22 protein-coding genes are annotated in these 23728 nt (G+C 55.8%); 11 read left to right on the top strand and 11 right to left on the bottom strand.

Translation table 11 applies throughout. From position 1 onward, the window contains the following. Nucleotides 1–18: 18 nt before the first annotated feature. The 6 genes from IBT47_RS05285 to IBT47_RS05260 form a co-directional block, all read right to left on the bottom strand. Nucleotides 19–1116, bottom strand: coding sequence for a glycerol dehydrogenase (locus tag IBT47_RS05285; RefSeq protein WP_200544041.1), 1098 nt, complete (start codon nt 1114–1116; stop codon nt 19–21). Nucleotides 1117–1316: 200 nt separating this feature from the next. Then, the gene (cmoB, locus tag IBT47_RS05280) at nt 1317–2282 is read right to left on the bottom strand and encodes a tRNA 5-methoxyuridine(34)/uridine 5-oxyacetic acid(34) synthase CmoB (protein ID WP_200559671.1); all 966 of its coding nucleotides are present in this window, start codon (nt 2280–2282) and stop codon (nt 1317–1319) included. Beyond that, complete coding sequence (gene cmoA / locus IBT47_RS05275) at nt 2282–3022, bottom strand: carboxy-S-adenosyl-L-methionine synthase CmoA (RefSeq protein ID WP_200544037.1); 741 nt, start codon at nt 3020–3022, stop codon at nt 2282–2284. The genes cmoB and cmoA overlap by 1 nt, the downstream gene beginning before the upstream one ends. A 92-nt stretch (nt 3023–3114) precedes the next feature. Further along, on the bottom strand, nt 3115–3510 hold the full coding sequence (locus IBT47_RS05270; protein WP_200559670.1) for an MAPEG family protein: 396 nt from the start codon (nt 3508–3510) through the stop codon (nt 3115–3117). Nucleotides 3511–3594: 84 nt separating this feature from the next. Beyond that, nucleotides 3595–4419: a DUF72 domain-containing protein gene (locus IBT47_RS05265; RefSeq protein ID WP_105594268.1), complete on the bottom strand. Its 825-nt coding sequence runs from the start codon at nt 4417–4419 to the stop codon at nt 3595–3597. A 94-nt stretch (nt 4420–4513) separates the two neighbouring features. Beyond that, nucleotides 4514–5080, bottom strand: a complete 567-nt coding sequence (locus IBT47_RS05260; RefSeq protein WP_200559669.1) for a hydrolase — start codon at nt 5078–5080, stop codon at nt 4514–4516. Nucleotides 5081–5443: 363 nt separating this feature from the next. On the opposite strand from IBT47_RS05260, the gene aspS reads away from it, so the two are divergent. From aspS to ruvB, 6 genes are all read left to right on the top strand, one after another. Then, nucleotides 5444–7225 carry an aspartate--tRNA ligase gene (gene aspS, locus IBT47_RS05255; RefSeq protein WP_200559668.1) on the top strand — a complete coding sequence of 594 codons (1782 nt, stop codon included), beginning with the start codon at nt 5444–5446 and terminating at the stop codon, nt 7223–7225. After that, nucleotides 7225–7659, top strand: a complete 435-nt coding sequence (gene nudB / locus IBT47_RS05250) for a dihydroneopterin triphosphate diphosphatase (protein ID WP_200559667.1) — start codon at nt 7225–7227, stop codon at nt 7657–7659. The genes aspS and nudB overlap by 1 nt, the downstream gene beginning before the upstream one ends. Nucleotides 7660–7837: 178 nt before the next feature. After that, on the top strand, nt 7838–8581 hold the full coding sequence (locus IBT47_RS05245; protein ID WP_105594263.1) for a YebC/PmpR family DNA-binding transcriptional regulator: 744 nt from the start codon (nt 7838–7840) through the stop codon (nt 8579–8581). A gap of 64 nt (nt 8582–8645) precedes the next feature. Next, nucleotides 8646–9170, top strand: coding sequence for a crossover junction endodeoxyribonuclease RuvC (ruvC, locus tag IBT47_RS05240; RefSeq protein WP_105594262.1), 525 nt, complete (start codon nt 8646–8648; stop codon nt 9168–9170). Between the two features lie 83 nt (nt 9171–9253). Beyond that, on the top strand, nt 9254–9868 hold the full coding sequence (gene ruvA, locus IBT47_RS05235) for a Holliday junction branch migration protein RuvA (RefSeq protein WP_200544026.1): 615 nt from the start codon (nt 9254–9256) through the stop codon (nt 9866–9868). Nucleotides 9869–9876: 8 nt separating this feature from the next. Next, complete coding sequence (gene ruvB / locus IBT47_RS05230) at nt 9877–10881, top strand: Holliday junction branch migration DNA helicase RuvB (RefSeq protein WP_105594260.1); 1005 nt, start codon at nt 9877–9879, stop codon at nt 10879–10881. Between the two features lie 131 nt (nt 10882–11012). Here ruvB and znuB read toward each other — a convergent pair whose 3' ends face one another. Next, a complete protein-coding gene (gene znuB, locus IBT47_RS05225) occupies nt 11013–11798 on the bottom strand; it encodes a zinc ABC transporter permease subunit ZnuB (RefSeq protein ID WP_200559666.1) in 786 nt (261 codons plus the stop codon). Continuing rightward, nucleotides 11791–12549, bottom strand: coding sequence for a zinc ABC transporter ATP-binding protein ZnuC (gene znuC, locus IBT47_RS05220; protein WP_105594258.1), 759 nt, complete (start codon nt 12547–12549; stop codon nt 11791–11793). The genes znuB and znuC overlap by 8 nt, the downstream gene beginning before the upstream one ends. A gap of 76 nt (nt 12550–12625) precedes the next feature. On the opposite strand from znuC, the gene znuA reads away from it, so the two are divergent. From znuA to lpxM, 3 genes are all read left to right on the top strand, one after another. Next, complete coding sequence (znuA, locus tag IBT47_RS05215; protein WP_200559665.1) at nt 12626–13573, top strand: zinc ABC transporter substrate-binding protein ZnuA; 948 nt, start codon at nt 12626–12628, stop codon at nt 13571–13573. Nucleotides 13574–13585: 12 nt separating this feature from the next. Further along, nucleotides 13586–14911, top strand: coding sequence for a murein DD-endopeptidase MepM (mepM, locus tag IBT47_RS05210; protein ID WP_200559664.1), 1326 nt, complete (start codon nt 13586–13588; stop codon nt 14909–14911). Between the two features lie 183 nt (nt 14912–15094). Then, nucleotides 15095–16066, top strand: coding sequence for a lauroyl-Kdo(2)-lipid IV(A) myristoyltransferase (gene lpxM / locus IBT47_RS05205; RefSeq protein ID WP_200559663.1), 972 nt, complete (start codon nt 15095–15097; stop codon nt 16064–16066). Nucleotides 16067–16192: 126 nt separating this feature from the next. On the opposite strand, the gene IBT47_RS05200 is transcribed toward lpxM, so the two are convergent. From IBT47_RS05200 to IBT47_RS05190, 3 genes are all read right to left on the bottom strand, one after another. Next, nucleotides 16193–17425 (bottom strand): MFS transporter, encoded by a 1233-nt coding sequence (locus IBT47_RS05200; RefSeq protein ID WP_200559662.1) that lies wholly within the window; start codon nt 17423–17425, stop codon nt 16193–16195. A gap of 107 nt (nt 17426–17532) precedes the next feature. Further along, complete coding sequence (gene pyk, locus IBT47_RS05195) at nt 17533–18975, bottom strand: pyruvate kinase (protein ID WP_200544012.1); 1443 nt, start codon at nt 18973–18975, stop codon at nt 17533–17535. A gap of 121 nt (nt 18976–19096) precedes the next feature. Further along, a complete protein-coding gene (locus IBT47_RS05190) occupies nt 19097–19963 on the bottom strand; it encodes a MurR/RpiR family transcriptional regulator (RefSeq protein ID WP_105594253.1) in 867 nt (288 codons plus the stop codon). Nucleotides 19964–20350: 387 nt separating this feature from the next. Here IBT47_RS05190 and zwf point away from each other — a divergent pair, with 387 nt between their 5' ends. Both zwf and IBT47_RS05180 read left to right on the top strand, forming a co-directional pair. Continuing rightward, entirely contained in the window at nt 20351–21826 is a 1476-nt protein-coding gene (gene zwf, locus IBT47_RS05185) for a glucose-6-phosphate dehydrogenase (protein WP_105594252.1), read from the top strand. A 245-nt stretch (nt 21827–22071) separates the two neighbouring features. After that, nucleotides 22072–22710: a bifunctional 4-hydroxy-2-oxoglutarate aldolase/2-dehydro-3-deoxy-phosphogluconate aldolase gene (locus IBT47_RS05180; protein ID WP_105594251.1), complete on the top strand. Its 639-nt coding sequence runs from the start codon at nt 22072–22074 to the stop codon at nt 22708–22710. Nucleotides 22711–23728: the final 1018 nt, after the last annotated feature.

The raw sequence follows: 23728 nt of genomic DNA, 5'->3' as shown, positions 1-23728 counted from the left end.
GGCCGGTCCCGGGCGGGATTATTTCACCGACTGGCTGAACGTATCAACGGCCAGGATGGCGTTGGCGATATCTTCGGCGCTCAGATTCGGGTTAAGATTTTTCAGCGTATCGCCGTCGCTGTTGGCCAGTTCACCGATTTTTAACAGGCTTTCCCAGCTGGCATTTTCCAGATGCAGCTCTTTTAGCGTCGTCGGCATTTTAATGGCGCGATAGAAGCGCACGTAGCGCGCAATCTCTTCATCAGGGCGCTGTTCCAGCACCATCTGGGTCAGCGTGCCGTAGGCGACTTTTTCACCGTGCGTCAGATGGTGAATATCACCGTCAACGGCGGTGAAGCCGTTGTGAATGGCATGCGCCCCCGCCAGGCCCGCATTTTCAAAGCCCAGACCGGACAGCAGAGTGTTGGCTTCTACCACCGCTTCCACGGCAGGCGTCACCAGCTGTTTCGCTACCGCTTCATAGGCGCTCAGGCCGTAGGTCAGCAGCGTTTTCTCACAGGCTTCCGCAATCGCCAGGCCGGCAATGGTCGGGTCGCCGTTCACCATGGATTTGCTGTGTGAGCGTTTTACTGCCTGAGCTTCAACCCAGGTGGCCAGACCATCCGCAATACCGGATGCGAACAGGCGTACCGGCGCACGTGCGCACACCTGGGTATCTATCAGCACCAGATCCGGGTTTTTACTGTAGAAACGGTAGCTTTCGAATACGCCGCTGTCGGAGTAGATGACCGACAGCGCGCTGCACGGGGCATCGGTAGAGGCGACGGTGGGCACAATGGCGACGGGCTGTTTCAACTCATCAGCGACGGCTTTCACTGTATCGAGGGTTTTACCACCGCCAAGACCGACGACCACGGCGGTGCCGCTGCTTTTCGCCAGTTTGGCGAGACGGGTGATTTCGTTGCTGGAGGCTTCACCGTTGAACTCTTCATAGTGAAACTCCACATGGCTGGCGGTCAGGGATTCCCGAACCTGCTTGCCAATCAGCCCCCAGACAATCTTGTCGGCGACGATAAACGCGCTGCTGCCGAGGTCGGCGAGGTTCTCACCCAGCTGGGTAATCATGCCTGCGCCCTGGATATATTTACGCGGGGAAGAAAAAACAAATTTACTCATACCAGATACTCCGTTCAGGTGAATGAAATTGTTTCTGTCCACTACCGTAACGTTTTGGCAATTAGAATGTTATTGAAAAATGTGCTTTCCGAGAAAGTTCTCATTCGCATTGAGCCAGATCAGAGTAAATGCGGGAAGGGATTGCCGGAAACGATGCTGCGTGCTGAGACAGGCCCGAGGGCCTGTCTGCTAACCGCTAATCAGGGCTTAGTCGCCACCAGCACCGCGCGCAGCGGAGCCGGATAGCCTTCAACGGTTTTGGTGGGATCGTTGGGGTCGAGGAACTCGGCCAGCGATTCGCTGGTCATCCAGCTGGTGCGGCGCTGTTCGTCAGTGCTGGTTACCGAATAATCGGCAATCCGCACGTCAGTAAAACCGCACTTTTCCAGCCAGTTTTTCAACGCGCCGGTGGTCGGAATGAAGTAGACGTTACGCATCTGAGCATAGCGTTCACCGGGAACCAGAACCTGCTGGTCATCGCCTTCAATTACCAGTGTTTCCAGCACCAGTTCGCCGCCGCTGACCAGCTGGTTTTTAAGCTGATAGAGATGATCGAGTGGAGATCGGCGGTGGTAGAGCACGCCCATCGAAAACACGGTATCAAACGCTTTAAGCTCGGGGAGCTGCTCAATCCCCAGCGGCAGCAGGTGGGCGCGCTGATCGCCGCCAAGCAGTTTGCGCACCGCCTCGAACTGGCACAGGAACAGCTGCATCGGGTCGATGCCGACCACCAGATGCGCGCCAGCACCAATCATGCGCCACATGTGGTAGCCGCTGCCGCAGCCGACATCGAGCACCGTGCGCCCGGCCAGTGGGGAAATATGCGGCAATACGCGCTCCCACTTCCAGTCCGAACGCCATTCGGTATCAATATTCACGCCGTACAGCGAGTACGGGCCTTTGCGCCACGGCATCAGATTGCGCAGCAGCTTTTCAATTCCACCGCGCTGGCGCTCGGTCAACTGACTGCTGTCGGCGGTGACGCTGTGCAACAGATCCAGCGTTTCCGGCGTCAGCGATGGCAGATACTCAACCGAGCGATCCCAGTTTTTAAAGTGGCCGTGCAGCGACTCGCGTTGCCAGGAGGCGATCTGCGCGGGCAGGGTTTCCAGCCACGGTGCCAGCGGACCTTTAGCGATAAGCTGATAAAAATTTCCGAAATCCATCAGGCATCACCCGCCTTCAGTGCGACCAGCGAGCCAAAGTTAAAGCACTGGAACCAGACTTCGGCGTGCTGGAAACCGGCCTGACGGAGGCGCGCCTTATGGGTTTCCACGCTGTCGGTCAGCATGACGTTTTCCAGCATGCTGCGCTTCTGGCTGATTTCCAGTTCGCTGTAGCCGTTGGCGCGTTTGAAGTCGTGATGCATGTTGAACAGCAGTTCGCCGACGTCGGCATCTTCAAAGCTGAATTTCTCCGACAGCACCAGCGCGCCGCCGGGTTTCAGCCCCTGATAAATAGTGTTTAACAGCTGCTGGCGCTCTTCCGGTGCCAGGAACTGCAGGGTGAAATTCAGCACCACCAGCGAGGCATTTTCTAACGGGATCTGGCGGATATCGGCTTCAATCACCTCAACCGGCGTATCGGCGCGGAAAGCATCGATATGGCGGCGGCAGCGCTCAACCATCGCCGGGGAGTTGTCGACGGCAATAATTTTGCAGCCGGGAACCTGAATATTACGCCGTACGGACAGCGTGGCAGCGCCCAGCGAGCAGCCCAGATCGTAGACGTGGGAGTCGGGCTGAACAAATCGCTCGGCCAACATGCCAATCATCGAAATAATGTTGGAGTAGCCGGGAACGGAACGCTGAATCATGTCTGGAAAGACTTCAGCAACGCGTTCGTCAAAGGTCCAGTCGCCGAGTTTGGCAACGGGCGCTGAGAACAGCGTATCGCGGTTAGTCATAGTGGTAAGTCCGGAGGAAGCTAACGGAAAGCGCATATTCTGGCAGAAAGCGATGCGGGCTGCATCTTTTCTGCCAGCGGCGTGTTAAATCGTTAATGCAGAGTCAGTACCAGATCCCATGGCAGGAAGATCAGATTGACGATAATCATCCCCAGTAGAGTCAGCAAGGTCAGGATCATGCCGTTGCGGCGCCACAGCATCGTACGGCTGCGTAGTCCCCAGGCATGCAGCAGGCGGCCAAAGAAGAAAAACAGCCCCAGCAGATGGATCAACCAGATATCAGCGCCGTTCATCTCCATCACGACCAGCAGCAGCGTCGCCAGCGGAATATATTCAACGGCATTACCGTGGATGCGAATAGCCAGCTGTAAATCCGAGACTCCGCCGTCGCCAATCGAAATGCGGTATTGCCTGCGCAATCGCACCACATCCAGTGAAAATTTAATAATCAACAACGCGCCAAAAACGACGTAGAGAGCGCTGACCATGACTCACTCCATGATGTAAGAATTATCTTGCGGCTATCATAGCGGGCAATCTTAAGACTGTCTTCTCGTCCGCTATCCGATTGCTCAGAATAACGTTTCCTGCTGCGGCCAGTCGGGGACATCCCCCAGCTGCGGCAGCGCTTTTTGTAGATCGGGCCAGAGATAGCGCACCAGTTCCGGGGCGAAGGCAATATCCGGAGTGTGAATAAACAGCCACGGACGGGTGGTTTGGCACCATTCGGGCAGGCGGGAAAGCCAGGCGCGGAAGTCGTGCAGATTCGCCTCCGGATTGTCGCCGCCGATAAAGCGGATCATGGGCTCGCTGGCGGTGATCACCGCGTGAACCGGGAGCTTCGGTTTTTTCCGCTGTGCGTCAACGATAGCTGGGGTTGTAGGCTTCGCCGCATGCACCGCACGAGTATCCAGAATCACCCGGTTGACGCCGCGCTGATGCAGCCCCCGATTTAGCGCACGTTCAGCGTCACCTTTGGCAAAAAATTCCGCATGCCGCACCTCAACGCCGTAATGAAACTCCGTAGGCAGCGAATCCAGGAAGGCCCACAGTGCGGGCAAATCGGCAGGCGAGAAGGCGGCGGGCAGCTGTAGCCAGTACTGGCCCAGGCGGCCGGCCAGCGGTTCCATCAGCGCAAAGAATTCCGCGGTCAGGTCACCGCACTGCCTGAGCGCCGCCTGATGGCTGATGGTGGCGGGAAACTTAAAACAGAAGCGGAAATCATCATGGGTCATTGCGCGCCAGCGTTGAACCACCTCCGGGCGCGGCAGGGCGTACAGCGTGGTGTTTCCCTCCACGCAGTTAAAATAGCGGGCGTAATCTTCCAGCGTAGACATACCCAGCTTTTTCCACTGCGGATGCTGCCACTGCGGCAGCCCAAGATAGAGCGGCGTCATCATAAATCCTGTTACATTTTGATTGAGCGACTGTAGCGGTGCGGCGGGCGTAGTGCAAATCTGGCAGGACCGGGTCCCTCCGGTCTTGATTTTTTTACAGTGCGGCGATCACTTCATCAGACTGGCGTACACGGGCGATGCGCGGGAAGATCCACTCAACGCTGCTGCGGTGCTGCTCGCTGCTGCCTGCGCTACAAATGTCTTCAGCGATCACCAGATTGAAGCCCAGCTCCCAGGCGTTACGCGCGGTAGATTCCACGCCGATATTGGTGGAAATACCGCCCAGCACGATGGTGTCGATACCGCGACGACGCAGCTGGAGTTCAAGATCGGTGCCGTAGAATGCGCCCCACTGGCGTTTGGTCACCTGGATGTCATCAGGCTGTGCGCCCAGCTCAGACGGGAAGGTCCACCAGTTTTCCGGCAGCGCACCGCCTGGGTGAGCGGCATCCACCGGCTGCTTCAGCGCTTCGGCAAAATCGGCCGACCAGCCAACGCGCACCAGCACGACCGGTGCGTTCAGCACGCGGAACTTTTCAGCCAGCACGGCGGCTTTTTTCACCACATTACCGGCAGTATGCGGGCCTCCGGCGAAGGGCAGAATGCCTTCCTGAAGATCGATAAGTACCAGCGCGGTAGTCTGTGGGTTAAGTTTAAACATCGTAATTCTCCGGAAGAGTGGGGGAAACCAGAGAGAATACAAAGCAATGTCCCTGTGACGCGACTATAACTGTGTGGGGAGCGCGGGGGAATTTGTTAACGTGTATGTCATCGACTGAGGCGACTGCCGATATTTCAGCACGAAGATTCTTCGTCTAAACACGGTGACCGTTGTTTTGTTGACCGCTAAAGCCGGGATGAACGCATCTTGCCGATTTTCTGCCGCTTTGCCCTCTCGACAGCACTTATCCTGTGCGCCGTTTTCCATTATAATGGCCGCCATTTTTCGCGGCAGCAGCCCCCTCCGGGCCGGGTTTTCTTTAAAATGCCGCGCCCGCAGCGGTGAAGTTAAAAGGATATCGTTATGCGTACTAAGTATTGTGGACAGATCAACCTGTCTCATGTAGGGCAGCAGGTGACACTGTGCGGTTGGGTTAATCGCCGCCGCGATCTGGGTAGCCTGATCTTTATTGATATGCGTGACCGTGAAGGCATCGTGCAGGTGTTCTTCGACCCGGATCGTCAGGACGCGTTCCGCCAGGCTTCCGAGCTGCGTAATGAATTCTGTATTCAGATCACCGGCACCGTGCGTGCGCGTGACGAAAAAAACAAAAACAGCGATATGGCTACCGGTGAGATCGAAGTCTTCGCCACCGATCTGACCATCATCAACCGTTCTGAGCCGCTGCCGCTGGATTCCAACCAGACTAACAGCGAAGAAGCGCGCCTGAAGTATCGCTATCTGGATCTGCGCCGCCCGGATATGGCAAACCGCCTGAAAACCCGCGCGAAGATCACCAGCTTCGTTCGCCGCTTTATGGACGACCACGGCTTCCTGGATATTGAAACGCCGATGCTGACCAAAGCCACGCCGGAAGGCGCGCGTGACTATCTGGTGCCGAGCCGCGTGCATAAAGGTAAATTCTACGCGCTGCCGCAGTCCCCGCAGCTGTTTAAACAGCTGCTGATGATGTCCGGTTTCGACCGCTACTATCAGATCGTGAAATGCTTCCGTGATGAAGACCTGCGCGCTGACCGTCAGCCGGAATTTACCCAGATCGACGTCGAAACCTCCTTTATGACCGCGCCGCAGGTGCGTGAGATCATGGAGCGTCTGGTTCGTGATATGTGGCAGGACGTGAAGTCCGTTGATTTGGGTGAATTCCCGCAGATGACCTTCGCGGAAGCGATGCGTCGCTACGGTTCCGATAAGCCCGATCTGCGCAACCCGATGGAGCTGGTGGACGTTGCTGACCTGCTGAAAGACGTGGAGTTCAAAGTCTTCTCCGGCCCGGCTAACGATGCCAAAGGCCGCGTTGCCGCACTGCGCGTGCCGGGCGGCGCTCAGCTGAGCCGCAAACAGATTGATGAATACGGCAAGTTTATTGAAATCTACGGCGCGAAAGGCCTGGCCTACTTCAAGGTCAACGAACGTGCTAAAGGTCTGGAAGGTATTACCAGCCCGGTTGCTAAGTTCCTGACCGCTGAGATCGTTGAAGCCATTCTGGATCGTACTCAGGCCGCCGACGGCGATATGATCTTCTTCGGTGCCGACAGTGCCAAAGTGGTCACTGATGCGCTGGGTGCGCTGCGCCTGAAGCTGGGCCGCGACCTGAACATTACCGATGAAGCCGCGTGGAAACCGCTGTGGGTTATTGACTTCCCAATGTTCGAAGAGGACGGCGAGGGCGGCCTGAGCGCGATGCACCACCCGTTCACCGCGCCGAAAGAGATGACCCCGGACGAGCTGAAAACGGCACCGGAAACGGCCATCGCCAACGCCTACGATATGGTGATCAACGGTTACGAAGTGGGCGGCGGTTCCGTGCGTATCCACAATGGTCAGATGCAGCAGACCGTGTTTGGCATTCTGGGTATTACCGAGCAGGAACAGCGCGAGAAGTTTGGCTTCCTGCTGGACGCCCTGAAGTTCGGTACGCCACCGCATGCCGGTCTGGCTTTCGGCCTCGATCGCCTGACTATGCTGCTGACCGGCACCGAAAATATCCGTGATGTTATCGCCTTCCCGAAAACCACTGCAGCGGCCTGTCTGATGACCGAAGCGCCAAGCTTCGCTAACCCGGCGTCACTCGCCGAGTTGGGCATTGACGTGGTGAAAAAAGAAAAACCGGCTGAGAGCGAATAATGACGTTTAAGCATCCGGTTTCGGTGCTGGTGGTGATTTATGCGCAGGACACCGGACGGGTGCTGATGCTGCAGCGGCGCGATGATGTGGATTTCTGGCAGTCGGTCACCGGCAGCCAGGATTCGGGCGAAAGCCTGGCAGACACCGCGCGGCGGGAAGTGTGGGAAGAGACGGGAATTGTTATTAACGCCGGGCAGTTCACATTAGTGGATTGCCAGCGTCATATAGAATTCGAAATCTTTGCGCACTTTCGCCACCGCTACGCGCCGGGGACCACCCATAACCGGGAACACTGGTTTACCCTGGCGCTGCCGACGGAAAGAGACATTGTGTTGAGCGAACATCTGGCTTTTCGCTGGCTGGATGCGGCCGAAGCGGCTGCGCTCACTAAGTCCTGGAGTAATCGCCAGGCAATTGAAGAATTTGTAGTCTAATTTTTTTTATATTTTGAACTTAACCAAACGTTCAGGCGTTATCGGCGCAGCGAGTTTCTTCACCGCCAGCGCGCAGAAAGCGGAGCGTACTGATGTACGTGAGCATTGCGAGCACTGCCGGGGGAGAAAATCGCCAGCAAGATAGCCTGTCCGGTGTTAATTTGGAGACACGAGTAAAATGGCAGGACATAGTAAGTGGGCGAATACCAAGCACCGCAAGGCTGCTCAGGATGCTAAACGCGGTAAAATCTTCACCAAAATTATTCGTGAGCTGGTGACGGCTGCCAAACTGGGCGGCGGTGATGCAGGCTCTAACCCGCGTCTGCGTGCTGCGATGGATAAGGCGCTGGCAAACAACATGACGCGCGACACCATGAACCGTGCGATTGCTCGCGGCGTGGGCGGCGATGACGACAGCAACATGGAAACCATCATTTATGAAGGTTACGGTCCTGGCGGCAGCGCGGTGATGGTTGAGTGCCTGAGTGATAACCGTAACCGTACCGTTTCAGAAGTGCGTCACGCCTTCACCAAAACTGGCGGTAACCTGGGGACCGATGGCTCCGTAGCCTATCTGTTCACCAAGAAAGGGGTGATCTCTTACGCTCCGGGTCTGGAAGAAGATGCGGTAATGGACGCGGCGCTGGAAGCCGGTGCTGACGACGTAGTGACCTACGATGACGGCGCGATTGACGTCTTCACCGCCTGGGAAGTACTGGGTCAGGTTAAAGATGCGCTGGATGCCACCGGCCTGAAATCGGAAGGTGCGGAAGTCACCATGATCCCATCGACCAAGGCCGAGCTGGATGCGGAAACTGCACCGAAGCTGCTGCGTCTAATCGACATGCTGGAAGACTGCGACGATGTTCAGGAAGTTTACCATAACGGTGAAATCTCTGATGAGGTTGCGGCGACCTTATGATTTCTCACTGCATCCTGTATGCTGTGAGTTATCGTAAAAACACCATCAACCCGGAGAACGCGATATGACGGTTATACTGGGTATCGACCCCGGTTCGCGCGTTACGGGTTATGGTGTGGTTCGTCAGGTTGGGCGGCAGATTACCTATCTGGGCAGCGGCTGTATTCGCACCAGCTCCACCGATCTGCCGCCGCGCCTGAAGCTGATTTACGCGGGTGTGAGTGAAATCATTACTCAGTTTCAGCCGGACTATTTCGCCATTGAACAGGTGTTTATGGCGAAAAATGCCGACTCGGCGTTGAAGCTGGGCCAGGCGCGCGGGGTGGCTATTGTCGCCGCGGTGAATCACGATCTGCCGGTGTTTGAATATGCCGCCCGCCAGGTCAAGCAGACCGTGGTCGGCATCGGCAGTGCCGAAAAAAGCCAGGTGCAGCACATGGTGCGCACGCTGCTGAAACTGCCCGCGAACCCGCAGGCCGATGCGGCCGATGCGTTAGCCATAGCCATTACCCACTGCCATTTGAGCCAAAACGTTGCGCGAATTGCAGAAGGAAAGCTCACCCTGGCACGCGGTAGACTGCGCTCCTAGGCTGGATATTCATCCAGCCTTTTTTATGCTATAACATTCATCCTGGTACTCATCCCCACCATTCTTATCTGAAGGAAGCTAATGTGATAGGTCGTCTGAGAGGCATCATTCTGGAAAAACAGCCACCTGTGGTGCTGATTGAAGCCAGCGGAGTTGGCTATGAAGTGCAAATGCCAATGACCTGTTTTTATGAGCTTCCTGAACTGAATCATGAAGCGATTATCTTTACCCATTTTGTGGTGCGTGAAGATGCCCAGCTGCTGTTCGGTTTTAACAGCAAGCAGGAACGCGCGCTGTTTCGTGAACTGATTAAAGTCAACGGCGTGGGGCCAAAACTGGCGCTGGCCATTCTTTCGGGCATGTCGGCGCAGCAGTTTGTCACTGCCGTTGAGCGTGAAGAGATTGCCGCACTGGTGAAACTGCCCGGCGTCGGCAAGAAAACCGCCGAGCGTCTGGTTGTCGAGATGAAGGACCGCTTCAAGGGTATGCACGGCGATCTGTTCGCTACCGATGCGCCGTTTGCGCTGACCAGCGAGGTGCAGAGCGCGGCGGTCAATGATGCAGAGGGCGAAGCGGTTGCTGCGCTGGTGGCGCTGGGGTATAAACCTCAGGAAGCCAGCCGCATGGTCAGCAAAGTGGGCAAACCCGATGCTGACTGCGAAACCCTGATCCGCGAAGCGCTGCGCGCAGCTATTTGAGGTAGAGCATGATTGAAGCCGATCGCCTGGTCTCCGCCGGGGTTATCACCGAAGAAGAGGTCATTGACCGCGCTATCCGTCCCAAGCTGCTTGAAGAGTATGTCGGGCAGCCGGTCGTGCGCGAGCAGATGGAGATTTTCATCAAGGCCGCGAAGATGCGCGGCGATGCGCTCGATCATCTGCTGATCTTCGGCCCGCCGGGGCTGGGTAAAACCACACTCGCCAATATCGTTGCCAATGAGATGGGCGTGAATCTGCGCACCACTTCCGGCCCGGTGCTGGAAAAGGCGGGCGATCTGGCCGCGATGCTGACCAACCTTGAACCGCATGACGTGCTATTTATCGATGAGATCCATCGCCTGTCTCCGGTGGTGGAAGAGGTGCTGTATCCGGCGATGGAAGACTATCAGCTGGATATTATGATTGGCGAGGGCCCGGCCGCACGTTCGATCAAGCTGGATCTGCCGCCCTTTACCCTGATCGGCGCAACAACCCGCGCGGGATCGCTGACGTCGCCCCTGCGCGATCGCTTCGGTATCGTTCAGCGCCTGGAATTTTATCGCGTTGAGGATCTGCAGCACATTGTCAGCCGCAGCGCGGCCTGTCTTGGGCTGCCGCTCAGCGCCGAAGGTGCGCTGGAGATCGCCCGCCGTGCGCGAGGCACGCCGCGTATTGCTAACCGCCTGCTGCGCCGCGTGCGCGACTTCGCCGAAGTGAAAGCCGACGGTGAGATGACCGGTGAAGTCTCTGCCCGCGCGCTGGATATGCTGAGCGTGGACAGCGAAGGCTTTGACTATATGGACCGTAAATTGCTGCTGGCGATTATCGATAAATTTACCGGGGGGCCGGTCGGGCTGGATAACCTGGCCGCCGCCATTGGTGAAGAGCGTGAAACCATTGAGGACGTGTTGGAACCCTATCTGATCCAACAGGGCTTTATTCAACGCACCCCACGCGGCCGAATGGCCACTCAGCACGCCTATAAGCATTTCGGCATTGACCGCGAAGCCTGAGAAAACTGTCTGATGCAGGCTCGCCTGCGCACAGATCGCAACAGCCCCTGAATATCATCCATTCCGGGGCTGTTTTTTTTTAAGGCTGTACAGGCGGGATTTGAGGACTGCGAGACACCTTCGGCGGATAATCAGACCGCCGGTTTTTTTACCATGCTCAGGATAAACATCGCCGCCGCACCCAGTACTACCGACGGACCGGCAGGCGTATCGTAAAACGCTGAGAAGGTCAGCCCGACGGTGACCGCCAGCATCCCGACCACAATGGCAAACGCAGCCATCTGTTCCGGCGAACGAGCGAAACGGCGAGCCGTTGCGGCAGGAATAATCAGCAGCGAGGTGATAATCAGCGCACCGACAAACTTCATCGCCACGCCGATGGTTAGCGCGGTCACCAGCATCAGGATTAGCTTACTGCGCTGAATGTTGACGCCATCGACCTGGGCCATTTCCGGGCTGATGGTCATCGACAGCAGGGCACGCCACTGCCAGGCCAGTACAATCAGCACTATCGCCACGCCGATGGCAATGGTCCATAAATCTATCGGGGTCACCGCCAGCAGATCGCCAAACAGATAGGCCATCAGATCCACGCGCACGTCAGACATCAGGCTGACGACCACCATACCAAGAGACAGCGCGCTGTGCGCCATAATGCCCAGCAGGGTATCGATCGCCAGATGCGGCCGCCGTTCCAGCCAGACCAGCACCAGCGACAGGATCAGCGTCACTGCGATTACGGCATAAAACGGACTGACATTGAGCAGCAGGCCAAAAGCTACGCCGAGCAGAGAAGCGTGCGCCAGGGTATCGCCGAAATAAGACATGCGGCGCCAGACGACAAACGAGCCAAGCGGCCCTGCCGCCAGCGCCAGTAAAATCCCCGCCAGCCAGCCGGGTAACAACAGTTCAATCATGACGACCGGGTCCCTTACGTAAAATGATTCGTCCCTTTAAGTCGTGACGATGATTATGGTGGTGCCGATAGATAGCCAACTGTTCAGCGCCGCGCGGGCCAAACATGGAGATAAATTCCGGGTGCTTTGAAACGGCTTCGGGGGTGCCGGAGCAGCAGATATGGTGGTTAAGGCACAGTACTTCATCGGTCTTGGCCATCACCAGATGCAAATCGTGGGACACCATCAGTACGCCGCAGTTCAGCTCGCGACGCAGCTGGTCAATGAGATCGTACAGCGCCACCTGACCGTTGACATCCACGCCCTGGGTCGGCTCATCCAGCACCAGCAGCTGAGGTTGATTGAGCAGTGCCCTGGCCAGCAGCACGCGCTGCGTTTCACCACCGGAAAGCTTTTGCAGCGGATAGTTCAGCAGATGCGAAGCCTGTACGCGTTTTAACGCGGGCAAAATGTCTTCACGCTTTACCCCAGGGCGCAGGCGCATAAAGCGGTCGACCGTCAGCGGCAGAGTAACATCAAGATGAATTTTTTGCGGCACGTAGCCGATGCGCAGATCCGCAGGTTTGTTTACCGCACCGGACGTAGGCGCGATCAGGCCGAGCACCACTCGTACCAGCGTTGACTTGCCTGCGCCGTTAGGGCCCAGCAGGGTCAGAATGCGACCGGGTTCCAGCTTCAGCGACACATCGGAAAGTACCCGGCGTTGACCAAAGTTCACAGCTACATTTTCAAGGGAGATCAAGGATGACATGTCGATTACGGTTGCAGAAGTTCTATAATGTTATAATATCACAGCCCATCAGCTTATCACGATGGATTGAATCATTATGTTACATAAAAAATCACGTCTCTTTGCAGCACTTGCCGGCGTCGGCGCTGCTGCCACTTTCGCGTTTCCTGCACAGGCTGCCGTTGTGGCTTCCGTTAAGCCAGTCGGCTTTATTGCGTCCGCGATTGCAGATGGTGTCACACCTGTAGAAATTCTGCTACCGGATGGTGCATCAGAGCATGATTATGCATTACGTCCATCGGATATAAAACGCTTGCAGGGCGCGGATTTAGTGGTTTGGGTTGGCCCTGAAATGGAAGCCTTTATGGCTAAAATGGCGGCCGGATTACCGCCGCAAAAGAACCTGGAAATGGACCGCATTGAGGGTGTACACGCGCTGCTGCTGAAAGGCGGGGAAGACGAAGAAGAGGAGCATGAAGAGCATGCTCACGGCGCGGCTGATGACCACGATCACCATCATCACGGCGAGTACAATATGCACCTGTGGATGTCACCGGAGATTGCGAAAAAAACTGCGGTTGCAATTCATGCAAAATTATTGGAACTTATGCCGCAAAGCAAGGACAAACTAGACGCCAACCTGCAGCATTTTGAGTCAGAATTGGCGTCTGTCGATGCGAAAATTGGTAATCAGCTGGCCCCGGTCAAAGGGAAAGGATATTTCGTTTTTCACGATGCTTACACATACTTTGAAAAACACTACGGACTGACTCCATTGGGTCATTTTACCGTAAATCCTGAGATCCAACCTGGCGCGCAGCGTTTACATCAAATACGAACACAGTTGGTTGAGCAGAAGGCCACATGCGTCTTTGCTGAACCACAATTCAGGCCAGCCGTGATCGATGCGGTTGCCAGAGGAACCAGCGTGCGTTCGGGCACCCTCGATCCTCTCGGTACTGACATCACTCCAGCACGAGACAGCTATGTGAAATTCCTCTCACAGCTGTCCAGCCAGTATACGAGCTGCCTGAAAGGAGAATAGAGGAAGACCTAATTGCAGCAGATAGCCCGCGCTGTCGCCATGGCGTTCAACAACTTACCCCGACCTCACCGCATCATGCTGGGGTCACTTACCGTAGTTACACTGGCCGTCACCGTCTGGCGGCCTTACATTTATCATCCCGGTAGTGAAAGCCCGATTGTTAAAACAATCGAACTGGATAAAAACGAACTGCGTACGCTGCTTCCTGAAGCCAGTGAACCGATCGACCAGGACACCCCTTCTCCGGATGATGACACGCCAAAAGATGAGATCGATCAGGACGTACCGGATGAAGCCGGGACGCATGATTACGTGGTCTCCACCGGCGACACCCTCAGCAGCGTTCTTAACCAGTACGGCATTGATATGTCGGATATTACGCAGCTGGTGAAAAGCGATAAAGACCTGCGCAACCTGCAAATTGGTCAGCAGCTTTCATGGACGCTGACCGATGACGGGCAGCTGCAGCGTCTGACCTGGGAAGTCTCCCGCCGTGAAACCCGAACGTACGATCGCTCAGGCGATAGTTTTAAATCCTCGTCTGAAATGCAGAAAGGGGAATGGAAAAACAACGTTCTGAGTGGCGAAGTCAACGGTAGTTTCGTGACCAGCGCCAAAGCAGCCGGATTAACCAGCGCTGAAATCAGTGCGGTGATCAAGTCGCTACAGTGGCAGATGGATTTCCGCAAGTTGCGCAAGGGCGACCAGTTCTCTGTGCTGATGTCCCGCGAAATGCTGGACGGCAAGAGCGAGCAAAGCCAGCTGCTGGGTGTGCGCATGCGCAGCGGCGACAAAGATTATTACGCCATCCGCGCCGAAGATGGTAAGTTTTACGATCGCAGTGGCTCCGGGCTGGCGCGTGGCTTTATGCGCTTCCCAACCGTTAAGCAGTATCGCGTTTCTTCTAACTTCAACCCGCGTCGCCTGAACCCGGTGACCGGGCGTGTTGCGCCGCATAAAGGTGTCGACTTCGCTATCCCGCTGGGTACACCGGTACTGGCGGTGGGTGATGGTGAAGTTATCGTCGCCAAGCGCAGCGGTGGGGCTGGCAACTACGTCGCGATTCGTCACGGCCGCCAGTATATGACCCGCTATATGCACCTGAAGAAACTGCTGGTCAAACCGGGTCAGAAAGTTAAACGTGGCGATCGCATTGCGCTTTCCGGCAGTACCGGCCGTTCAACCGGCCCGCACCTGCATTATGAAATCTGGATCAACAACCAGGCGGTTAACCCATTAACGGCTAAGCTGCCGCGGATGGAAGGCCTGGCCGGTAAAGAGCGCAGCGACTATCTGGCTCAGGTCCGGGAAGTCGTACCGCAGCTGCGATTCAAGTAATTCGCTGCCGCTGATAACAGAGCCGATGGAGCACTCAGTCCGTCGGCTTTTTTATTACCAGAGTGCACGAAATCCGGGTGAAACTGGTCTAAATACTGGCCGTTTACCGGAAAAATCCAGGTTAATGCATTGCAAAATTACCTGCCAGCACTATCATTAGCCCGTTATTGTAGAGGCCGGTGCATGGAAAACATAAAAAAAAGTCACGTTGAATTTATTCCCGTTTTTAAGAAATCCTTTTTACATCCTCGCTACTGGGGCAGCTGGCTGGCGGTAGGTGCCTTTGCTGCTATTGCTTTAGTTCCTCCTCGTTTACGCGATCCGGTTCTGGGATCGCTTGGCCGCATGGCCGGTAAACTGGCCCGCAGCGCACGCCGCCGTGCGCAGATTAACCTGCTTTACTGCCTGCCGGAGGTTCCGGAGGAAGAGCGGGAGAAAATAATTGATGAGATGTTCGCGACCGCACCGCAATCGATGGTGATGATGGCTGAGCTGGCGCTACGCCCGCATAAGGTTCAGCCGCGTGTTCACTGGCACGGCCGCGAGCTGATCGACCAGCTGCGAGAAGCACAGCAGAATGTGATTTTCCTTGTGCCGCACGGCTGGGCGGTGGATATCCCGGCGATGGTGCTGGCTTCGGAAGGGCAGAAGATGGCTGCGATGTTCCACAATCAGCGTAACCCGGTGATGGATTACGTGTGGAATCGCGTGCGCCGCCGTTTTGGTGGCCGTATGCACGCGCGCAACGACGGGATCAAACCGTTTATCAGCTCGGTTCGGCAGGGCTACTGGGGTTATTACCTGCCGGATCAGGATCACGGCGCGGAGCACAGTGAGTTCGTCGACTTCTTCGCGACTTACAAAGCCACGCTGCCTGCCGTTGGTCGCCTGATGAAGGTGTGTCGTGCGAAAGTGGTGCCGCTGTTTCCCGTGTATGACAGCAAAAGCCACAGTCTGACCATTCATCTGCGTCCGCCAATGGACGATCTGCTGGATGCGGACGATGTCACGCTGGCGCGGCGTATGAATGAGGAAGTGGAAATTTTTGTTCGCCCGAATCCGGAGCAGTACACCTGGATTCTTAAGCTGCTGAAAACCCGCAGACCGGGTGAGACTGAACCTTACGATCGCCAGGAACTTTATCCAAAGAAATAGCGCCCTGGCTGCGTTTGAATCCCGGCCGCGACTGGCATAAAAAAGCCGCAATCCTCTATGAGGCGCGGCTTTTTTTATACGCCAGCCCGCAGGCTTTAAGCGGCGGGCTGCACTAAAGGTGGTGAATTAGTGCGCGATCAACGTGGAGCGGCGCTGCCACTCGCGCAGGAAGGCGCGCACCAGCAGGAACCAGATAACGCCACAGGCCAGATTCACCAGGCTGAACGCCCGCGACCCGTCGCTGAAGTAGGCAAATTTCGCCAGCTCAATGCCCAGCGCGAACACCAGAATGCTGACCATGCCGAGCATCGCCGCCACGCTGCCTTTACCTGACTCGTTGGAGAACAGCGTCAGTCGGTATAAACCGGCATTAACCAGCCCGGTGCCGAATCCATAAATACTTAAACCGGCGGTCAGCCACAGATAACTGTGGTTATCGATCAGCGTGGCAATGGTGGAAATCGCTAACCCCAGCAGAATAGGCCAGGCACCCAGCCGCAGCGGCTTATCGATCGGCAGGCGTGATGCCAGCTTGCCCAGCGTCAGGTTGCCGATAATCATCGCTATAAATACCGGCAGCTGTAGCAGCGCGTAATCCATCCGCGTCAGCCCCTCGTCGTGGATCAGGATAACCGGCGACAGCGCCACCCAGGCCAGGCAGGGAATAGTGACCAGGCCGATAGCCAGTGAACCGCTCATCACCTGGCGGTCTTTCACCAGTACCGCATAGCCCTTCGCCAGCGATGGCAGCGACAGTGACATCTGCGGGTTGCCGGAGGTTTCCGGCATCGTCAGCCATAATCCTACCAAAGCGAGTGCCGTCAGCGCGCCAAACAGCCAGAACATGGTGCGCCAGTCGCTGAATTCAAGAAATGCCGCCCCTGCCAGCGGACCAGCCAGCGGAGCCAGCAGGGCAACGTTGGCCATCAGCGCCATCATTTTAACGCTCAGCGCTTCATCGAAGGCTTCCTGGATGGCTGCATAGCCTACGGCGCCGATGAAGCACAGGCTGGTGCCCTGCAGGAATCGCAGTAGCACAAACTGCTCGATGCTCTGCACCCAGTGCGTGGCCATACAGGTCAGCATAAAGAACGCTACGCCGCCGAGGATCACCGGACGGCGGCCAAATTTATCCGACAGCGGACCAAGCAGCCACTGCAGCATAATGCCGCCAATAAGATAGGCGGTTAACGACGCGGAGACCCATTCCGGACCGACGCCAAATTCTTCGGTGACCAGCAGCATACCCGGCTGGATCATGTCATGAGCGATATAGGTGGCGAATTCAAACAGCACCAGCGACAGAGGAAAAATCAAGTACCGCGGGGTCAGACTCGACAGAGGCGTAAATGACGCCATGCTGGCTCCTTCCAGTAAGTTGAAAATGCGAAAACCGCCTGAGCGGTTTGCGAATAAAAAAGGGCCAGTTGCCTGGCCCATTACATTCATCAATAGCGAGCGGGGAATTACTCTACGCGCAGCACGCGGCTGGTGTTGGTGGTGCCGGTGGTGCTCATCACGTCGCCCTGGGTAACGATAACCAGGTCGCCGGACACCAGGAAACCTTTCTCGCGCAGCAGGTTGATTGCGTCGTGCGCTGCCGCCACGCCGTCGTTGTGGCTGTCGAAGAACACCGGGGTCACGCCGCGATACAGAGCGGTCAGATTCAGGGTACTTTCGTGGCGAGACATGGCGAAGATTGGCAGACCGGAAGTAATGCGCGAGGTCATCAGCGCGGTACGGCCGGACTCGGTCATGGTAATAATCGCCGTAACGCCCTGCAGGTGGTTAGCGGCGTACATCGCAGACATGGCGATCGCTTCTTCGATGTTATCGAACTGCACGTCCAGACGGTGCTTAGAGACGTTGATGCTTGGCACTTTTTCTGCGCCCAGGCACACTTTCGCCATCGCCGTTACCGTTTCAGCCGGGTACTGGCCCGCAGCGGTTTCCGCCGACAGCATCACCGCATCGGTGCCGTCCAGCACGGCGTTCGCGACGTCCATGACCTCTGCACGGGTCGGCATTGGGTTGGTGATCATCGATTCCATCATCTGGGTGGCGGTGATCACGGAACGGTTCAGCTGGCGAGCGCGGCTGATCAGCGCTTTCTGAATACCGACCAGCTCCGGATCGCCAATCTCAACGCCCAGATCGCCCCTTGCCACCATCACGACGTCGGAAGCGAGGATGATGTCATCCATGGCTTCCTGAGTTGCAACGGCTTCAGCACGCTCAACTTTAGAGACGATTTTCGCCTCACAGCCTGCTTCGCGCGCCAGGCGACGAGCGTAGTTCAGGTCTTCGCCACAGCGAGGGAAGGAGACTGCCAGGTAATCCACGCGGATCTGTGCCGCTGTCAGGATGTCGGCTTTGTCTTTTTCGGTCAGCGCTTCGGCTGACAGACCGCCGCCCAGCTTGTTAATGCCTTTATTGTTGGAAAGCGGGCCACCGACGGTCACCTCGGTGAAGACTTTCATTCCCTGAACTTCCAGCACTTTCAGCTGTACGCGGCCGTCGTCCAGCAGCAGGATATCGCCAGGTACCACGTCAGCAGGCAGGCCTTTGTAATCGATGCCGACTTTTTCTTTATCGCCTTCACCTTTACCCAGGCTGGCATCCAGCAGGAAGCGCTCACCGATATTCAGGAAGACTTTGCCTTCTTTAAACGTAGATACGCGGATTTTTGGTCCCTGCAGGTCACCCAGGATGGCAACGTGACGGCCCAGTTTAGCGGCAATAGCGCGAACGCTGTCTGCGCGTTTCTGGTGATCTTCCGCTGTGCCATGTGAGAAGTTCAGACGAACGACATTGGCGCCTGCTGCAATGATCTTTTCAAGGTTATTATCGCGATCCGTGGCAGGCCCCAGTGTGGTTACAATCTTGGTTCTTCTGAGACGTCTTGACATGTATAACTCCGTTGACTTTTAGTGTGGTGTTGCAAGTGCAAGCACTACCAGGTTTTATCTCTGGGTATATGATAAGGAACGGATAATCCCGAACCTTCATCGTCGTTACTAAGTAAAACTGCTAATGACTGATGTTAACCTGGCCTTCCTTTTCCAGACGCGACTCTTTCAGTGCATCCTTAACCCGCTTCAGATTATCGCGAAACTTCGCGCCGCGCCGCAGGGTAAAACCGGTGGCCAGCACATCGATCAGCGTCAGCTGCGCGAGGCGTGAAACCATCGGCATATAAATATCGGTGTCTTCCGGTACATCTAGGGTCAGCGCCAGCGTCGCTTCACGCGCCAGCGGGGAGTCTGGCGAGGTAATCGCCACGACCGTAGCATCATTTTCCCGCGCCAGCCTCGCCAGCTCAACCATTGATTTTGTGCGCCCGGTATGGGAGATCAGTACCATCACATCTCCCTCGTTGCTGTTCATACAGCTCATGCGCTGCATCACAATATCATCGGAATAGATCACTGGCACATTGAAGCGAAAAAATTTATTCATTGCGTCATGCGCCACGGCTGCCGAGGCACCCAAACCAAAAAAGGCGATTTTCTTTGACTGGGTCAGTAGATCGACGGCACGATTGACGGCGCTGGTATCCAGGCTCTGTTTTACCCGATCCAGCCCGGCCATCGCCGACTCGAAAATTTTACCGGAATAGGACTCTACGCTATCTTCCTGTTCGACATTGCGGCTGACATACGGCGTACCGTTGGCCAGACTTTGCGCCAGCTGGAGCTTAAAGTCCGGGAAGCCTTTGGTATTCAGTCGATGGCAGAAGCGGTTTACGGTAGGTTCGCTAACGCCTGCTGCTTTTGCCAGCAGTGCAATACTGGAATGCATCGCGGTAGTCGGGGAATCAAGGATAACGACGGCAACTTTGCGCTCGGATTTGCTTAAATTTTCCAGGCAGGATTGAATTTTTTCCAGCATATTCATAGGACTAACCACTCATACATTCTGACGATTTCAATCAAAGGAGAAATCGATGTCATTTTGTAGAGAATATACAATGCGCTACGGCAGAGACGGCAGTAGCATGATGAGAAAACTTTACATTTTTTACCATAGTTTGAGCTGTGTCAGGTTTTCAGATTGGTAATAACAACATCAGAACTGATGGTTTATTACGCAAAGCTTAGACGCAGATCGACCGTTTTTGCCAGTTATTTAACCATCGAATTGAATACATTGTGCCAGAGTTACCTCACCTGGTTTACGCGGGCCGGGCAAACGAAGTACAGTGTGTTGAAATAAAATTACAATAAGATCTGTCCAACTACGGAACCTACATGGACAGTCTAATCCTGCAACGAGGAGAATGAAATGGCGGTTACACAAACAGCCCAGGCATGCGATCTGGTGATTTTCGGCGCCAAAGGCGACCTGGCGCGCCGGAAACTGTTGCCCTCTCTGTACCAGTTAGAAAAAGCGGGCCAGATCCATGAAGAATCACGCATCATCGGCGTAGGCCGTGCGGAATGGGACAAAGCTGCCTATACCAAAGTGGTGCGTGAAGCGCTGGAAACCTTCATGAAGGAAAAAATTGACGAAGCGCTGTGGGATAAACTCAGTAGCCGACTTGATTTCTGCAACCTGGATGTTAATGACAGCAGCCATTTCCCGCGTCTGGGCAAAATGCTTGACCAGAAAAAACGCGTGACCATCAACTACTTCGCTATGCCGCCAAGCACCTTCGGCGCAATCTGTCAGGGCCTGGGCCAGGCGAAACTTAACGCCAAGCCTGCTCGCGTGGTCATGGAAAAACCGTTGGGTACCTCGCTGGTGACCTCTCAGGAGATCAACGACCAGGTTGGCGAATATTTCGAAGAAAGCCAGGTCTTCCGCATCGACCACTATCTGGGTAAAGAAACGGTTCTTAACCTGCTGGCTCTGCGCTTCGCCAACTCCCTGTTTGCGTCCAACTGGGATAACCGTACTATCGACAGCGTGCAGATCACCGTGTCGGAAGAAGTGGGTATCGAAGGCCGTTGGGGCTACTTCGATAAAGCGGGCCAGATGCGCGATATGATCCAGAACCACCTGCTGCAGGTTCTGACCATGATCGCCATGTCACCGCCTGCCGATCTGTCCGCTGACCGTATCCGCGATGAGAAAGTGAAAGTTCTGCGCTCCCTGCGCCGCATCGATCAGACTAACGTGCGTGAGAAGACCGTGCGTGGTCAGTACACTGCCGGTTTCGTACAGGGCAAAAAAGTGCCTGGCTACCTGGAAGAAGAGGGCGCGAACAAGCAGAGCAGCACTGAAACCTTCGTTTCCATTCGCGTGGATATTGACGACTGGCGCTGGGCCGGCGTTCCGTTCTACCTGCGTACCGGTAAGCGTCTGCCGACCAAGTGCTCCGAAGTAGTGGTGTACTTCAAAAACCCTGCGCTGAATCTGTTTAAAGATACCTGGCCTGAACTGCCGCAGAACAAACTGACTATTCGCCTGCAGCCGGATGAGGGTGTGGAAATCGAGATCCTGAACAAAGTTCCGGGCCTGGATCATAAGCACAATCTGCAAACCACCCAGCTGGACCTGAGCTTCTCTGAAACCTTTAACCAGTCGCATCTGGCGGATGCCTATGAGCGCCTGCTGTTAGAAACCATGCGCGGTATTCAGGCGCTGTTTGTGCGCCGTGATGAAGTGGAAGAGGCCTGGAAATGGGTTGACTCCATCATGGATGCCTGGGCTGCGGATAAAGACGCACCTAAGCCGTATCAGGCGGGGACATGGGGACCGGTTGCTTCCGTGGCGATGATCACGCGTGATGGCCGTTCCTGGAATGAAATCGAGTAAGATTTTCTGACGTCATCTCGCAGATAAGCGGCCTTCACTGAAAAGTGTGGGCCGTTTTTTTTGCCTGATATTTTGAAAATGACACAATATTAAAAATATTTTTGAACCTGTGTTTCAAAAATGCCGAAGAGCGATAGACGATACTCCCGCACTGTTGTAAGGTAAGTCACCGTTTCGGAACCACCGCATAATATTTGCCTGCTATCTCAAACAGGGAAAGCATGCCAGACAGGAGAAGGTTGTTGATGAGTAACTGGAAAACAAGCGCAGAACAGATCCTGACCACCGGCCCGGTTGTCCCGGTGATTGTCGTTAACAAACTCGAACATGCGGTGCCGATGGCTAAAGCGCTGGTTGCCGGTGGCGTGCGCGTGCTGGAAGTGACCCTGCGTACCCCGTGTGCACTTGATGCGCTGAAAGCGATGGTGAGAGAAGTTCCTGAAGCCATTGTGGGTGCAGGTACGGTGCTCAACGCCCAGCAGCTGAAAGAAGTCACCGATGCCGGTGCGCAGTTTGTTATCAGCCCGGGGCTGACCGAGCCGCTGCTGCGTGCCGCTGTCGACGGCCCGGTGCCGTTGATTCCGGGCATCAGCACCGTTTCTGAACTGATGACCGGTCTGGATTACGGCCTGCGCGAGTTTAAGTTCTTCCCGGCCGAAGCCAACGGCGGCGTGAAAGCGCTACAGGCAATTGGTGGGCCGTTCCCGCAGGTGCGTTTCTGCCCGACCGGGGGGATTTCTCCGGCGAACTACCGTGACTATCTGGCGCTGAAAAGCGTGCTGTGTATTGGCGGTTCATGGCTGGTCCCTGCCGATGCGCTGGAGGCGGGTGATTACGATCGTATTACGCGTCTGGCGCAGGAAGCGGTAGCTGGCGCGCGCTAATGCGTGACGGTTAGTGGCGGTAAGCGAGCCGTTTATCTGACCACGGTTTAAGAATTTAAGGCCGCTGTCTCTTTGGGATGGCGGTTTTTTTATGGGCTGCCAAAATGTTATTTGGCTGTGGCTGTGGCTGTGGCTGTGGCTGTGGCATTGGTGTTCGGTGCGCATCCTCTGCGCAAGTCGGGCGTCCTCGCGTCACGCTGTGCGTGATGCCTTCGGCTCCGGCAGCGTGACTTTCGGGCCGGTCTGGAGCGGACGTCCTGCCCGCGCCAGCCCTGACGCTAACGTCCTGTTAGCGTCCCCGGTCCCGCTGTCTTCGTCTCAGCGCTGTGGATTGCCCGGTTTGCGCAGAGGATGCGTCCCTTCTTACAAAGTGCTTGCGGTTAGCTTCAATATAATTAAGTGCTTAGCTGGCTGATTGAGTCAGGTTAAACCAGGTCTTCTTGGGGGAAGATTAAAGTCCTATTGTTGGCTATAACGCTGTGGCTGTAGCCGCGGCATTGGAGTTCGGGGCGCATCCTCTGCGCAAGTCGGGCGTCCTCGCGTCATGCTGTGCGTGATGCCTTCGGCTCCGGCAGCGTGACTTTCGGGCCGGTCTGGAGCGGGCGTCCTGCCCGCGCCAGCCCTGACGCTAACGTCCTGTTAGCGTCCCCGGTCCCGCTGTCTTCACCTCAGCGCTGTGGATTGTCCGGTTTGTGCAGAGGATGCCCCCTTCTTACATAGAGCTTGCGATCTGCTTCAGGTTATCAATTGTTGAGCCAACGGAACCAGATAGATTGCTAGCGGATGCAGATTCAAGCTTTTGAAGGGCAGACTTCGAATGATTTATAAGCAACAGGGAGAGTTGGTAAGAGAGCACTAAGAAGCTTTACAGCCATAACGGGGCTCAGTCTCAGAAGATTAAGATATAGGTATTTGTTTTCTCATCCAGAAGTCACCAGATCTAAAAGCGGGCTGGTGGTTCCCCCGAACGGGCAATCCGCAGCGCAGAACGTAGAGAGGAAGCCAGGATTTGGTCGCA

Source organism: Erwinia sp. S43, from assembly GCF_016624745.1.
Taxonomy (GTDB): Bacteria; Pseudomonadota; Gammaproteobacteria; order Enterobacterales; family Enterobacteriaceae; genus Erwinia; species Erwinia coffeiphila.
This window is presented reverse-complemented; position numbering and strand designations above follow the sequence as displayed.

Coding starts and splice junctions, on each gene's coding strand:
- IBT47_RS05285 (WP_200544041.1), bottom strand. CDS start 1,116: ATGAGTAAATTTGTTTTTTCTTCCCCGCGTAAATATATCCAGGGCGCA.
- cmoB (WP_200559671.1), bottom strand. CDS start 2,282: ATGGATTTCGGAAATTTTTATCAGCTTATCGCTAAAGGTCCGCTGGCA.
- cmoA (WP_200544037.1), bottom strand. CDS start 3,022: ATGACTAACCGCGATACGCTGTTCTCAGCGCCCGTTGCCAAACTCGGC.
- IBT47_RS05270 (WP_200559670.1), bottom strand. CDS start 3,510: ATGGTCAGCGCTCTCTACGTCGTTTTTGGCGCGTTGTTGATTATTAAA.
- IBT47_RS05265 (WP_105594268.1), bottom strand. CDS start 4,419: ATGACGCCGCTCTATCTTGGGCTGCCGCAGTGGCAGCATCCGCAGTGG.
- IBT47_RS05260 (WP_200559669.1), bottom strand. CDS start 5,080: ATGTTTAAACTTAACCCACAGACTACCGCGCTGGTACTTATCGATCTT.
- aspS (WP_200559668.1), top strand. CDS start 5,444: ATGCGTACTAAGTATTGTGGACAGATCAACCTGTCTCATGTAGGGCAG.
- nudB (WP_200559667.1), top strand. CDS start 7,225: ATGACGTTTAAGCATCCGGTTTCGGTGCTGGTGGTGATTTATGCGCAG.
- IBT47_RS05245 (WP_105594263.1), top strand. CDS start 7,838: ATGGCAGGACATAGTAAGTGGGCGAATACCAAGCACCGCAAGGCTGCT.
- ruvC (WP_105594262.1), top strand. CDS start 8,646: ATGACGGTTATACTGGGTATCGACCCCGGTTCGCGCGTTACGGGTTAT.
- ruvB (WP_105594260.1), top strand. CDS start 9,877: ATGATTGAAGCCGATCGCCTGGTCTCCGCCGGGGTTATCACCGAAGAA.
- znuB (WP_200559666.1), bottom strand. CDS start 11,798: ATGATTGAACTGTTGTTACCCGGCTGGCTGGCGGGGATTTTACTGGCG.
- znuC (WP_105594258.1), bottom strand. CDS start 12,549: ATGTCATCCTTGATCTCCCTTGAAAATGTAGCTGTGAACTTTGGTCAA.
- znuA (WP_200559665.1), top strand. CDS start 12,626: ATGTTACATAAAAAATCACGTCTCTTTGCAGCACTTGCCGGCGTCGGC.
- lpxM (WP_200559663.1), top strand. CDS start 15,095: ATGGAAAACATAAAAAAAAGTCACGTTGAATTTATTCCCGTTTTTAAG.
- IBT47_RS05200 (WP_200559662.1), bottom strand. CDS start 17,425: ATGGCGTCATTTACGCCTCTGTCGAGTCTGACCCCGCGGTACTTGATT.
- pyk (WP_200544012.1), bottom strand. CDS start 18,975: ATGTCAAGACGTCTCAGAAGAACCAAGATTGTAACCACACTGGGGCCT.
- IBT47_RS05190 (WP_105594253.1), bottom strand. CDS start 19,963: ATGAATATGCTGGAAAAAATTCAATCCTGCCTGGAAAATTTAAGCAAA.
- zwf (WP_105594252.1), top strand. CDS start 20,351: ATGGCGGTTACACAAACAGCCCAGGCATGCGATCTGGTGATTTTCGGC.
- IBT47_RS05180 (WP_105594251.1), top strand. CDS start 22,072: ATGAGTAACTGGAAAACAAGCGCAGAACAGATCCTGACCACCGGCCCG.